Below are 13,129 nucleotides of genomic sequence, written 5' to 3' on the forward strand. Positions count from 1 at the left end.
CGGACCGCTCACGGGATTCCCTTACACTGGCCCGTAGTCCACTGCCACTGACGGTGTCCCGATGCGCATTCCGCTGCTGCTGTCGCTGTTGCTTCCGGCCGTTGCCCTGGCCCAGACCCCGCCGCCGGCCACCCCGGCCCCGGCGCCCGCACGCCCGGCGGCGTCCGCGCCCGCTGCGCCGACCGCTCCGGCTGCGCCGGCACGTCCCGCGCTCACTCCGCAGCAGCAGGCCCAGGTGCAGAAGCAGGACGCCGAAATGGCCGCCGCCGGCCTGAAGGTCGCCCAGTTGGTGGATACCAACCGGGCAGCTGAAGCCTGGAAAGGCGCCTCGGCCATCGCCCGCAAGTCGGTCACCGAGCAGGCCTTCGTGAGCCAGCTGGCGGCCGACCGCACCCGCCTCGGCGCGTTGCAGTCGCGCGGTACGCCGGTGGTGACCCGGGTCAAGTACGCACCCGGCGCCACGGTGCCCGAGGGCCTGTACATCAACGTCAGCTTCCCCACCCGGTTCGCCAACAATGCCCAGCCGGTGCGTGAACTGGTCTCGTTCCGCCTGGACGAAGACAAGGTCTGGCGCCTGGCCGGTTACAGCGTGCGCGCCGCCGCTCCCTGACACCACAAGGAACATCGCATGGGTATCGAAATCCAGATGCTGGGCTGGGCCATCGTGCTCGGCCTGGTGCAGGTGATGCTGGCCGCTGCGGCGGTCACCCGCGAACGCGGCACGGCTTGGAACGCGTCGGCGCGCGACGGCACCCCGCCGCCTCCGGGGTTGCTGGCCGGGCGCCTGCAGCGCGCACAGTCCAATTTCCTGGAAACGTTTGCGTTCTTCGCCGCTGCCGTGCTCGCGGTGGTGCTGACCCAGCGCCAGGACGCGACCACCGCGCTGGCGGTGCAGCTGTATTTCTGGGCGCGGGTGGTCTACCTGCCGCTCTACGCTGCCGGCATTCCGTACGTACGCAGCCTGGTCTGGCTGGTGTCGATGGCCGGCATCGTACTGTTGCTGTGGCGCCTGCTGCACGGCCTGGCGTGAACTGTTGCCGACGCGGCTGATCCAGATCAAGGGCGGCCATCCGCTGTAGCGGTAAGCTTGAAGCTGGACCCACATCGGATAACGGACCATGGCGGACACGCCCGGAAAGGATGCGCAGTCAGTGGATGTGCTGGTGGTTGGCGCCGGACCGGCCGGGCTGTGTTTCGCGCGTGCGCTGGCCGGCACGGGCCTGAAGGTGACCGTGGTGGAACAGCAGCCGCGCGCGGCGCTGGCCGAGGCTGCGTTCGATGGCCGCGAGATCGCGCTGACCCATGCCTCGCGCCAGATCCTGGAGCATCTGGGCCTGTGGGCCCGGCTCGATCCGGCTGAAATATCGCCGCTGCGCGATGCGCGGGTGATGGACGGCGGCTCGCCGTTCGCGTTGACCTTCGCTGCCGGTGAAAAGCACGGCGGCGACCTCGGTTGGCTGGTGCCCAACCATCTGATCCGGCGCGCGGCGTGGGACAGCGTGCAGGGCCAGGCCGACCTGGAAATCCTGGACCAGTGCAGTGTGCGTGGCATCCTGCCCGGCGCCCGCCACAGCACGGTGACCCTGGCCGACGGCCGCGAACTGCACGCGAAGCTGGTCGTGGCGGCCGACAGCCGCTTTTCCTCGACCCGGCGCATGCTGGGCATCGGCGCGCGCATGCGCGACTTCGGCAAGTCGATGCTGGTCTGCCGCATGCAGATCGAGGTGCCGCACCAGCACACTGCGTGGGAGTGGTTCGGCTATGGCCGCACCCTGGCGCTGCTGCCGCTCAACGGTGACCAGGCTTCTGCGGTGATCACGCTGCCGCCACGTGAGATCGAGGCGCTGCTGGCACAGGACGAGGCCGGCTTCGGGCAGCGCATCAGCGAATACTTTGAACATCGGCTGGGCGCGATGACGCCGGTAGCGAAACCCATCGCGTACCCGCTGGTGGGCGTGTTTGCCAACGCATTCGTGGGCGAGCGCTGCGCGCTGATCGGCGACGCCGCGGTGGGCATGCACCCGGTCACCGCGCATGGGTTCAACCTGGGGCTGCAGTGCCAGCAGCGGCTGGCCGAGGTGCTGCGGCGCGCCGCGCAGCGGGGCACCGACATCGCCGCGCCGGCCGGGCTGGCCCGCTACGAGCGCGGCCACCGGCTGGCGTCACGGCCGCTGTACGAGGCGACCAATGCGATCGCCACGCTGTACACCGACGACCGCCTGCCAGCGCGCCTGCTGCGCCGGGCCGGGCTGCGGCTGGCGCAGGGAGTCACCCCGTTCCGGCAGCTGATCGCCGCGCACCTGACCCAGCGTTAGGGGGCGTCCGAGTCGGCGATGACGTTGATCACGGTGTCGCCGAACTGGACCTGCTGGCCTGCGCGGATCTTGCAGGCCTTGCGCAGCTCCACTTCACCATCAACGGTGACATGGCCATCGCCGATCACGGTCTTGGCTTCACCGCCGCTGGTGACCAGGTCGGCCAGCTTCAGCAGCTGCTTCAGTTCCACGTAGTCGCGGTCGAGTTCGAATTCCAGGGTCTGCATGGAAGGGGTATCCTAGGGGGCCGGAAGAGGGCGCGTATTGTGCGCCAGGACGGCGTTCCTGCGCGTATCTGTACACGTCGTTCAGGAACCATGCGGTATCATTCCGCCCTGAGCGAGTGAATCCTCCTCCAGACCGAGCAGCGCCAGGGCACGCGATAAGAAAGGGCGCCCAAAGCGCGGACCATCCTTTTTTTGTATCGCACTGCCCTGTGAAGGGTAGTGCCTTCGGAGTTCCCCATGTCCCAAGAATCCCCCGCGCCGCTGCTGTTCGCAGACCTCGGCCTGTCCGACGCTGTGATGCAGGCCGTGGCCGCCGTCGGCTATGAAACCCCCTCGCCGATCCAGGCCGCCACCATTCCAGCCATGCTGGAAGGGCGCGACGTGCTCGGCCAGGCCCAGACCGGTACCGGCAAGACCGCCGCCTTCGCGCTGCCGGTGCTGTCCAACCTCGATTTCAACCAGACCAAGCCGCAGGTGCTGGTGCTGGCGCCGACCCGTGAACTCGCCATCCAGGTCGCCGAGGCGTTCCAGACCTATTCCTCGAAGATCCCCGGCTTCCGCGTGCTGCCGGTGTACGGCGGCCAGCCCTACGGCCAGCAGCTGCAGGCCCTGCGCCGTGGCGTGCACGTCATCGTCGGCACCCCGGGCCGGGTCATCGACCACCTGGACCGCGGCACCCTGGACCTGTCCGAGCTGAAGACGCTGGTGCTGGACGAAGCCGACGAAATGCTGCGCATGGGCTTCATCGACGACGTTGAAGCCGTGCTCAAGAAGCTGCCGGAAAGCCGCCAGGTCGCGCTGTTCTCGGCGACCATGCCGCCGCAGATCCGCCGCATCGCGCAGACCTACCTGCAGAACCCGGCCGAAGTCACCATCGCGGCCAAGACCACCACCTCGGCCAACATCCGCCAGCGTTACTGGTGGGTGAGTGGCATGCACAAGCTGGACGCGCTGACCCGCATCCTGGAAGTGGAGCCGTTCGACGCGATGATCATCTTCGCGCGGACCAAGGCCGCCACCGAAGAACTGGCCGAAAAGCTGCAGGCCCGTGGCCTGGCCGCCGCCGCCATCAATGGCGACATGCAGCAGGCGCAGCGCGAGCGCACCATCGCCCAGCTCAAGGAAGGCAAGCTGGACATCCTGGTCGCCACCGACGTGGCCGCGCGCGGCCTGGACGTGGAGCGCATCAGCCACGTGCTGAACTACGACATTCCGTACGACACCGAAAGCTACGTGCACCGCATCGGCCGTACCGGTCGTGCCGGCCGCACCGGTGACGCAATCCTGTTCGCCACCCCGCGCGAGAAGGGCATGCTGCGTGCGATCGAGCGCGCCACCCGCCAGCCGATCGAAGAGATGCAGCTGCCGAGCGTGGATGCAGTCAACGACACCCGCATCAGCAAGTTCATGAGCCGCATCAGCGACGCACTCGATGCCGGCGGTACCGAGTTCTACCGCGACCTGCTGCAGCGCCTGGAAGGCGAGAAGAACGTGCCGGCTATCGAGATTGCCGCCGCGCTGGCCAAGCTGCTGCAGGGCGATGCTCCGTTCCTGCTGACCCCGCCGGTGCGTGGCGCGCGCGAAGAGCGTGCCCCGCGCAGCAACGACCGCAACGACCGTGGCGAGCGCCCGGCCCGTTTCGAACCGCGCTTCGAGCGTGGTCCGCGTCGTGAAGACGACCGCGGCCCGCGCCCGGAACGCGATTTCGGCAACAACGATGGTGGCTTCGAACGCGCGCCGCGCCGTGACATCGCCCCGCGTGGTCCGGCCGAACAGGGCATGGAAACCTTCCGCATCGAAGTGGGCCACGTGCATGGCGTCAAGCCGGGCAACATCGTCGGCGCGATCGCCAACGAAGCCGGGCTGGAAAGCCGCTTCATCGGCCGCATCGACATCCATGACGACTTCTCGATCCTGGACCTGCCGGCCGAAATGCCGGGCGACCTGCTCACCCACCTGAAGAAGGTGTGGGTCTCGGGCCAGCAGCTTCAGATGCGCAAGGTCGAGCCGGGCGAAGACCTGACCCCGTCGGCGCGCCCGCCGTTCAAGCCGAAGTTCGGCCGCGGCGGCAAGCCGGGCGGCCCGGGTGGCCACCGTGGCGGTCCGGGCGGCAACGACCGCCCGCCGCGCCGCGACGGCTTCAAGCCGCGCGGTCCGCGCAACGGCTGATCGTCCAGCGATCTTCCCAACAACGCCAGCCTTCGGGCTGGCGTTGTTGTTTGCACCAGCCTCACGGTGCAGGGTTATGCTCTGATCACCATGGCGCCGGAGGGATCTGATGCTGGGACGCAGCAGTGACATGGGCAGTGCCGCAGTACCGCATGTCACGCGGGGCTTGACCCTGCGCTTCGTGCTGCTCACCGGCATGGCGATCGGGCTGGTGGGATTGTCGGCGCTGGTCCAGGAACTGCAGGCGGCGTCCACCGCGTGGATCGTCGGCCAGAGCCACTGGTCGCGCAGCCAGCAGCACGCGACTTTCGCGCTGGAGCGTTACATCACCTCCGGCAACCCGTCGGCGCTGGCCGAAGCCCGCTCGGCATTGCAGGTGCCGCTGGGCGACCTGGAGGCGCGGCGCGCGCTGGAGCAGAACCCACCGGACATTGCGCGCGCGCGGCAGGGGTTTCTGCAGGGGGGCAATGCCCCGAGCGATATCAACCGGCTGATCCTTTCGTTCCAGTACCTGGGCAGGATGGGCTATTTCCAGGACGCCGTCCGCGTATGGCGGCAGACCGACCACGGCCTGGCCCAGATGGAGGAGATAGCCCGGACCGCACACGCCAACAAGGCCGACGGCAGCCCGGAGCCCGCCCTGCGCGACGCCTTGCTGGTGCAGTTGCAGGCGCTGGACCGCAGCCTGCAGGCGCAGGCCCGTGCCTTCTCGCTGGCGCTGCTCAACACCGCGTCCATCGTGCGCATCGCCACGCTGGTCGTGGCCGGGTTGTCGGTGCTGTTGATCACGCTGGTGGCGGTACTGCTGGCGCGCCGTGTCCGGCACGACCTGATCGAACAGGAAAGCCGCTTCCGCGCCGCGTTCTACCAGGCCACGGTAGGCATGCTCAAACTCGACCACGCCGGTGGCATCGTCGAAGCCAACCAGGCGGTGGCCGACATCCTCGGCTACCGGCGCGACGAGCTGCTGGGCATGGAGCTGCCGGAACTGCTGGTGGACGGCGAGCTGGTGCTCGACGAGGCCGAGGGCATCGACTGGATCCGCCAGCTGCGCCCCGGTGAGCTGCGCTTCCTGCGTGCCGACGGTGGCCTGCTCTGGGGGCGCTGGAGCGGCACCCTGGTGCGCAGCCCCGGCCGCGAGCCCACCGTGTTCGCGATCATCGAAGACGTGTCGCAGAACCACGCCCTGGCCCGCGAAGTCGAACACCACGCCAGCCACGACCCCCTGACCGGGCTGATCAACCGCCGCGAGATCGAACGCCTGCTGGAGCTGGCCCTGCTCGACGTGCGCAGCCACGGTGGCACCCACAGCCTGTGCTACCTGGACCTGGACTACTTCAAGCTGGTAAATGACGGGCTTGGCCACGCGGCAGGCGATCAGCTGCTGCGGGGATTCGCCGACTATCTGGAAGGTGCGGTGCGCGAAGGCGACTGGGTCGGCCGCATGGGCGGCGACGAGTTCGCGCTGTTCCTGCGCGGGGCGCGCCAGGAAGAAGCCAGGCAGGTGCTGCAGCGGATCGCGCGCAACCTGGGCCAGGCCGGCTTCCAGCGCGACGACGGCACGCCCAAGGTCAGCTGCAGCATCGGCGTGGTCGAGATCGACGCCGACGTGGCCGATGTCAACTGGCTGATGAGCGCGGCCGACAGTGCCTGTTACGCAGCCAAGCAGGCCGGGCGCAACCGCGTGCATCTCTTCAACGAGAACCGCATGGCGCTGGAAGAACGGCTGGCCGAGGCCGACCGGCTGGCCCATGTCTCCAGTGCGATCGCCGAGAACCGCATGCTGCTGTACGCGCAGCGGATCGAGCAGGTCGGCGACCCCGGGTTCCTGCATTACGAAGTACTGGTGCGCATGCGCGGAACAGACGGCCAGCTGCACGGGCCGGGCGACTTCATGCCGGCGGTGGAGCGCTACGGCATGGGCATGGCGCTGGACCGGCACGTGCTCGGCCTGCTGTTCCGCCACCTGCAGCTGTGTCCGGCGCATGTGCAGCGGCTGGGCCTGTGCAACGTGAACGTGTCGGCGCAGTCCATCGCCGAACCCAGCTTCCTGGCCTTCGTCTGCGACCTGCTGGAACGCAACCGCGGCCTGGCCCGCAAGCTGTGTTTCGAGATCACTGAAACCGCCGCGATCAGCAACCTGGAGCAGGCGCGGAGCTTCGTCGAGGGCGTAAAGGCGCGCGGCTGCCGGGTGGCGCTGGACGACTTCGGCTCCGGGCTGTCCTCATTCGGCTACCTGCGCCAGCTGCCGGCGGACATGCTCAAGATCGACGGCGTGTTCGTGCGCGACATGGACGTCGACCCGGTCAGCCGTGCCACCGTGCGCGCGATTACCGAGATTGGCCGCGAACTGCACATGAGCGTGGTGGCCGAATGGGTGGAGACCGAAGAGGTGGCCCGCCAGCTGCAGGCGCTGGGCGTGGAAGGCCTGCAGGGCTATGCGGTCGAGCGGCCGATGCCGCTAGAAAAGCTGACCCAGCCCTCGTTGTGGCGGGAAGCGCCGAGCGCCTCCGGGCGCCTGTCCTGAACGGTCACGCGCGCGGCCGGGCTTCTTGCGATAATGCCGCCGGGGACGCGGCGCGATGTGCGTAGCGGGGGACGGCAACAGGATGGTGGCGTGAGGCGCAGCAACGGCAGGTGGCGGGGAACCGGAACAGGAATCGGCTGGCTGCTGGGCGTGCTGTGCCTGCTGCTGTCGATGACCGCGCTGGCCAGCACCGCCCAGGTCGGGCGCGACGTACTGCTGCTGGGCGCGGCCACGTCCGACCAGACCCCGCAGCGTGCCTGTCCGCCGGAAGTGCTGGCCCGGCACCAGGACATCCTGTCGATCCCGGCGCCGGCCGAGGGCTGGTCGGGTGCACCGCAGGCGGTGGATGTGTTCGGCGTGTTGACCGGCGAAGTCCGCATCAGCCACGGCGACCGCGTGATCTGCGGCAACATGCACGACGCGCGCACCCGCGACTCGCGCTTCCGCGCCGGCGTGGGCATGGTAGTGGTGCCCAAGGCCGGCGAACGCGAACCCATCGTGGTGTCCTGGGCCACTCCGCTCAAGCCGCGCTGGATTCCCACGGTCCGGCTGGGCGCACCCAGCCCGGTGCAGCAGAACGACACCGCGCGCCTGCTGGTGCGCGCGGCCTGCATCGCGGTGGCGATCGCGCTGGCGCTGTCGGCGTTGATGGGGTTTGCCACCGCGCGCGACCGCACCTTCCTCTATTACGTCTCGATCTGCCTGGTGTTCGTGCTGTGGCAGGCGGTGCTGGGCGGATTGAGCGGCTATCCCGAGCCGTGGCTGCCGGTGCATGACCGCGCCTCGTGGTGGCTGGTCGGCCTGACCGCGATGGTGCTGGCCCTGCTGCTGCCGGTGCTGTGGCGGCTCAATGGCGGCGCGCGGCTGTGGCCGGGCTCCCGCAACGGGCAGCGCGTGGTGCTGTGGGCGTTGATCGGCGCCGGCCTGTGCGTGCCTTGGCTGGGCGTGACCGGACTGGTTCGGATGGCGGCAGCGCTGGAACTGGTGTTCATACTGGGCTGCATCGCCTGCCTGGGCGTGGGGCTGTGGGCGCTGTTCAAGCGCGACGGCTACGCCCTGACCGGGCTGCTTGCATTGGCCCCGTGGTGGATCCTGATTCTCGCCGACGCGGCGCAGGCGCAGTGGTTGACCTCCTACCGGATCGAGGCGCTGCAGCTGTCGGCCACCTGGTTCCTGATGATGGCCGCCTATGCGCTCAACCTGCGCCTGGGCCGGCTGCGCCAGCAGCGCGACGAAATGCGCCAGCTGGCCGACACCGATGCGCTGACCGGGCTGCCCAACCGCCGCCACGGCCTGCACCTGCTGGCCCGACACCTGGAACGCGCCGGCGCCGAGCAGCAGCCGCTGGCGATCGGCTTCCTCGACATCGACCTGTTCAAGGACATCAACGACCGCTTCGGACACGACGTGGGCGACCAGGTGCTGGTGGCGGTGGCGCGTGGCCTGCGCGGCGCGGTGCGGGTGCAGGACGACGTGATCCGCATGGGCGGCGAGGAATTCCTGGTGCTGCTGCCGGGGGCCTCGCACGGCGCGGCGCTGGCGCGGCTGGAAAATGTGCGCCTGCAGATGGCGTCGGTCGCCGCGCCGCTGGGCATCGCCGGGCTCGACGTGACCGTGAGCATCGGGCTGGCCGCACTGCGACCGGGTCGTGACGACCTGGCCGGACTGCTGCGGCGGGCCGACCATGCCATGTACCGGGCCAAGCGCGCCGGCCGCGACCAGGTCTGCGACGGCGAACAGCCGCTGACCGCCGACGACCCGCTGATTGCCTGAACCCGCGCCGGGCCGGCTTTTGCCGGATAATGGCTCGATGACAACCCGACTCAACAAACATATCGCCGAAACCGGCTTCTGCTCCCGGCGTGAAGCCGACCGCCTGATCGGCGAGCGCCGCGTCACCGTCAACGGCCGCCCGGCCGGGGCCGGCGCGGTGGTCGGCGAGGGCGACATGGTGCTGGTCGACGGCCAGCCGCTGCGCGCCCGCGAGGCGAAGAAGGCCGGCGGCCGCCGCCATGTGTACATCGCGCTGAACAAGCCGGTGGGCATCACCTGCACCACCGAAAGCGCCGTGAAGGGGAACATCGTGGACTTCGTCGGCCACGAGCAGCGCATCTTCCCGGTCGGCCGCCTGGACAAGGACTCCGAAGGCTTGATCCTGATGACCAGCAACGGCGACATCGTCAACCAGATCCTGCGCGCCGAGAACAACCACCAGAAGGAATACATGGTGGCGGTGAACAAGCCGGTGACCGATGAGTTCCTGCGTGGCATGGCCCGCGGCGTGCGCATCCGCGACGAAACCACGCTGCCGTGCCGGACCTCGCGCATCGCCAAGTTCGGCTTCCGGATCGTGCTGCAGCAGGGCCTGAACCGGCAGATCCGCTTGATGGCCGCCGCGTTCGACTACCGCGTGACCCAGCTGCGCCGGGTGCGGATCGACAACGTCAAGCTGGGCGCGCTCAAGCCCGGGCAGTGGCGCAACCTGACCGACGCCGAGTTGAAGGGCCTGCTGCCCAAGCAGCTGGACTGGTAAGCCTGCACTTGCCGGTAACCGGGGACGGGCTAAGCTGTGCCCAGCTCCCGGATGCGACCACTGCATGATCAAGCCCGAGAAGCCCGCCAACGAGGCGATCCGCCTGGCGGCGCTGTACCGTTACAACATCCTCGATTCGGAGAGGGAAAAGTCCTTCGACGACCTGGTCACCATCGCCAAGGCGGTGTGTGGCGCCTCGATGGCAGCGGTGACCCTGATCGACGCCGAACGGCAATGGTTCAAGTCGATCCAGGGCACCGACGCGCAGGAACTGCCGCGGTCCGAATCGATGTGCGGCCATGCGATCCTGCATCCGTCCGAGGTGATGGTGGTGGAAGACGCGCAGCGGGACGTGCGTTTCCACGACAACCCGATCGTGACCGGCGACCCGAAGGTGCGCTTCTACGCAGGCGCGCCGCTGATCACTACGGACGGAATGCCGTTGGGTACGCTGTGCGTGTTCGACCCGCAGCCGCACCGGCTCGACCACCAGCAGACCGAGGCGCTGGCCGCGTTGTCGCGGCAGGTGATGCTGGTGATGGAACTGCGTCGCTTCGCGCTGGACATCCAGGCCCACATGCTCGAACGCGACGACTACGAGAAGCTGCTGGCCGAATACCACGAGGTGCTGCTGGCGCAGAACGCAGACCTGGCCGAACAGAGCCGCACCGACGTGCTCACCGGCCTGCCCAACCGCCGTGCGATGTCGGTGGCGCTGGAGGCCTCGGTGCAGGACGCGGACGGCCAGCCGCGGCAGACCGCCGTGGCGTTGGTGGATATCGACCACTTCAAGCACATCAACGACTTCAACGGCCACGCCACCGGCGACCGGGTGCTGGCCGAGCTGGGCGTGCTGCTGCGCGCGCAGTTTTCCGGGCGCGGCCTGGCCGCGCGCTATGGCGGCGAGGAGTTCGTGGTGCTGATGCCCGACACCGAACTGCGCACCGCCGAACTGCAGTGCGATTTCCTGCGCATGGCGGTGGCCGACCTGCCGCTGGGGTTCCCGGTGACGGTCAGCATCGGCGTGGCCGCGCACCGTGCCGGCGATACCGTCGACCAGACGGTGGCGCGGGCCGATGCGGCGCTGTACAAGGCAAAAGGCAACGGCCGCAACCGGGTGGAAACCGCTCCGTAACGCCGGGTCCTACCCGGCTTCGTGACGTGTTCGACCCGTTCGCACCCACTGCGACGCGGGAGAGGCATCCTGCGTGTTCGTAGTTCCCGTTCGGACCCCGCGCATGCTCCAGACCCTGGCCATTTCCCGCTATCGCTCCCTGCACGACCTGGTCGTGCCGATGGGGCGGCTGAACCTGGTGACCGGCGACAACGGCAGCGGCAAGTCGAGCCTGTACCGCGCGCTGCGCCTGCTGGCCGACACCGCCCAGGGCGGCGTCGCGGCGGCGCTGGCCCGCGAAGGCGGCCTGGGCTCCGCGCTGTGGGCCGGCCCGGCACAGACCAGCCGGGCCATGCGGCAGGGCGAGGTGCCGGTGCAAGGCGCCGCGCGCAGCGAACCGGTGGCGCTGCGGCTGGGATTCGCCGCCGACGCCTTCGGCTATGCGATCGACCTGGGCTTTCCGGTCCCCAGCAATTCGGCGTTCGCGCTTGATCCGCAGATCAAATGCGAAAGCATCTGGGCAGGCCCGTTCCTGCGCGGCAGTACGGTGCTGGTGGAACGGCGCGGACCGCTGGTGCGGCGACGCAATGGCCGGCACTGGGAAACGGTGGATGACCGGTTGTCGGTGTTCGACAGCGTGTTCTCGCAGCTGGCCGACCCGCAGCGCATGCCAGAGGTGCTGACCCTGCGCGAGATGATCCGCGCCTGGCGCTTCTACGATCACTTCCGTACCGACACCGACGCACCCGCGCGGCAGTCGCCACTGGCCACGCGCACGCCGGTGCTGGCGCAGGACGGACGCGACCTGGCGGCGGCCTGGCAGACCATTGTCGAAGTGGGCGATGAGCAGGGCCTTGCGGATGCGGTGGAAGATGCCTTTCCCGGTGCGCAGGTGCGCATTGAGTGCAGCGAAGGCCGGCTGCACCTGAAATTCCATCAGCACGGGCTGCTGCGGCCGTTGTCGGCCGCTGAGCTGTCCGACGGGACCCTGCGTTACCTGCTCCTGATCGCGGCGCTGCACACGCCGCGACCCCCGCCGCTGATGGTGCTCAACGAACCGGAAACCAGCCTGCACCCGGACCTGCTGCCGGCACTGGGTCGATTGATCATCGCGGCCACCGCGCGCAGCCAGCTGTGGGTGGTGTCGCACGCCACGCGGCTGGTGGCGGCGCTGCGCGAGTCGCCCTTGTGCAACCCGATCGCGCTGGAAAAACAGATGAGCCGCACCACCCTGGTCGGGCAGGGGCTGCTCGACGCGCCGGCCTGGTATTGGCCCGAGCGCTGATCAGTCGGCGATGTTGCGCGCCTCGGCGGTGCCCAGGATTTCCGGGTGCTGCACCGGCTTGCGACGGTTCAACAGCGGGTGCAGGAACACCGCGCCGACGATGATCGCCACCCCGGCGTAGAACAGCGGGGTGAGTTCACGCTGTTCGCTCAGCAGCACCATCGCCAGCAGGATCGCGTACACCGGCTCCAGGTTGGTCACCAGCTGAACGGTGTAGGCACTCAGGTGGCGCAGCGCGACCAGCGCCAGCGCGAACGGCAGCAGCGTGCACACCCCGGCCAGAATCATAAGCAGCAGGCTGTCGTGCAGGTTCGGCACCACCCACAGCGGGCTGGCGAGCGCTGGCAGCAGGAACGGCAGCAGCGGGGCGAGCAGGGTCAGGGTCACGGTGCCGGCGCCCAGCTCCACCGCGGTCACGGTGAGCGGGTCGGCATGGCTGACCAGGCGCTTGTTGAGCGAGCCGAAGATCGCCACCAGCAGCGCCGACATCGCCCCCACCAGCACGCCCAGGCGCATGCCATCGGGCACGCCGCCGACCACCATGCCGACCCCCGGCAGCACCGCGATGCCGAACGCCAGTTCGCGCAGCTGGAACGGGCGCTTGGCCACCCACGGTTCGATCACTGCGGTGAATACCGGGGCCAGCGCGATGCAGGTCGCGGCCACGGAAGCGTTGGCCAGCTTCACCGCGCCATAGAAGGTGAGCCAGTGCAGCGCGACCAGCGCGCCCACCCCGCAGTAGCCGGCGAACAGGGCAGGGGAGAGCTGGCGCAGTCCGCGCCACACGCGCGGCAGCAGCGCCAGCATCGCCACCACCAGCAGCATGCGCCACCACACCAGCGGCAACGCGGGCAGGGTGATCAGCTTGCCGAGGATGGCAGTGATGCCCCACAGCAGCACGCAGAAGTGGATTTGCAGCAGGGCTTTGCGGGTGTCGGTCATCGGCATCCGACCATTGT

The 13,129-nt window shown here is 69.0% G+C and carries 11 protein-coding genes; 9 read left to right on the forward strand and 2 right to left on the reverse strand.

Annotated features, from left to right (window positions below; translation table 11 throughout):
- The first annotated feature begins 61 nt into the window (after positions 1 to 61).
- The 3 genes from PDM28_RS06205 to ubiM all read left to right on the forward strand — a co-directional run bounded on the left by PDM28_RS06205 (position 62) and on the right by ubiM (position 2,315).
- Entirely contained in the window at positions 62 to 610 is a 549-nt protein-coding gene (locus tag PDM28_RS06205) for a DUF4019 domain-containing protein (RefSeq protein ID WP_311184191.1), read from the forward strand.
- Between the two features lie 18 nt (positions 611 to 628).
- A complete protein-coding gene (locus PDM28_RS06210; RefSeq protein WP_311184192.1) occupies positions 629 to 1,030 on the forward strand; it encodes an MAPEG family protein in 402 nt (133 codons plus the stop codon).
- A gap of 88 nt (positions 1,031 to 1,118) precedes the next feature.
- Positions 1,119 to 2,315: a 5-demethoxyubiquinol-8 5-hydroxylase UbiM gene (gene ubiM / locus PDM28_RS06215; RefSeq protein ID WP_311184193.1), complete on the forward strand. Its 1,197-nt coding sequence runs from the start codon at positions 1,119 to 1,121 to the stop codon at positions 2,313 to 2,315.
- Here the strand turns inward: ubiM and PDM28_RS06220 are convergent.
- Positions 2,312 to 2,542 (reverse strand): RNA-binding S4 domain-containing protein, encoded by a 231-nt coding sequence (locus PDM28_RS06220; protein ID WP_070208654.1) that lies wholly within the window; start codon positions 2,540 to 2,542, stop codon positions 2,312 to 2,314. The two genes, ubiM and PDM28_RS06220, sit on opposite strands and share 4 nt — an antisense overlap.
- A gap of 237 nt (positions 2,543 to 2,779) precedes the next feature.
- Between PDM28_RS06220 and PDM28_RS06225 the strand changes: the two genes are divergently transcribed.
- From PDM28_RS06225 to PDM28_RS06250, 6 genes are all read left to right on the forward strand, one after another.
- Complete coding sequence (locus PDM28_RS06225; RefSeq protein ID WP_102946716.1) at positions 2,780 to 4,711, forward strand: DEAD/DEAH box helicase; 1,932 nt, start codon at positions 2,780 to 2,782, stop codon at positions 4,709 to 4,711.
- A 112-nt stretch (positions 4,712 to 4,823) separates the two neighbouring features.
- On the forward strand, positions 4,824 to 7,238 hold the full coding sequence (locus PDM28_RS06230) for a putative bifunctional diguanylate cyclase/phosphodiesterase (RefSeq protein ID WP_311184658.1): 2,415 nt from the start codon (positions 4,824 to 4,826) through the stop codon (positions 7,236 to 7,238).
- A gap of 171 nt (positions 7,239 to 7,409) precedes the next feature.
- On the forward strand, positions 7,410 to 9,011 hold the full coding sequence (locus PDM28_RS06235; protein ID WP_311184659.1) for a sensor domain-containing diguanylate cyclase: 1,602 nt from the start codon (positions 7,410 to 7,412) through the stop codon (positions 9,009 to 9,011).
- Between the two features lie 37 nt (positions 9,012 to 9,048).
- A complete protein-coding gene (locus PDM28_RS06240) occupies positions 9,049 to 9,771 on the forward strand; it encodes a pseudouridine synthase (protein WP_311184194.1) in 723 nt (240 codons plus the stop codon).
- A gap of 64 nt (positions 9,772 to 9,835) precedes the next feature.
- Positions 9,836 to 10,906, forward strand: a complete 1,071-nt coding sequence (locus PDM28_RS06245; protein ID WP_311184195.1) for a sensor domain-containing diguanylate cyclase — start codon at positions 9,836 to 9,838, stop codon at positions 10,904 to 10,906.
- Positions 10,907 to 11,009: 103 nt separating this feature from the next.
- A complete protein-coding gene (locus PDM28_RS06250) occupies positions 11,010 to 12,170 on the forward strand; it encodes an AAA family ATPase (RefSeq protein WP_311184196.1) in 1,161 nt (386 codons plus the stop codon).
- On the opposite strand, the gene PDM28_RS06255 is transcribed toward PDM28_RS06250, so the two are convergent.
- Positions 12,171 to 13,118, reverse strand: a complete 948-nt coding sequence (locus PDM28_RS06255) for a DMT family transporter (protein WP_311184197.1) — start codon at positions 13,116 to 13,118, stop codon at positions 12,171 to 12,173.
- Positions 13,119 to 13,129: the final 11 nt, after the last annotated feature.

Source organism: Stenotrophomonas aracearum, from assembly GCF_031834615.1.
In the GTDB taxonomy this organism is placed as follows: Bacteria; Pseudomonadota; Gammaproteobacteria; order Xanthomonadales; family Xanthomonadaceae; genus Stenotrophomonas; species Stenotrophomonas aracearum.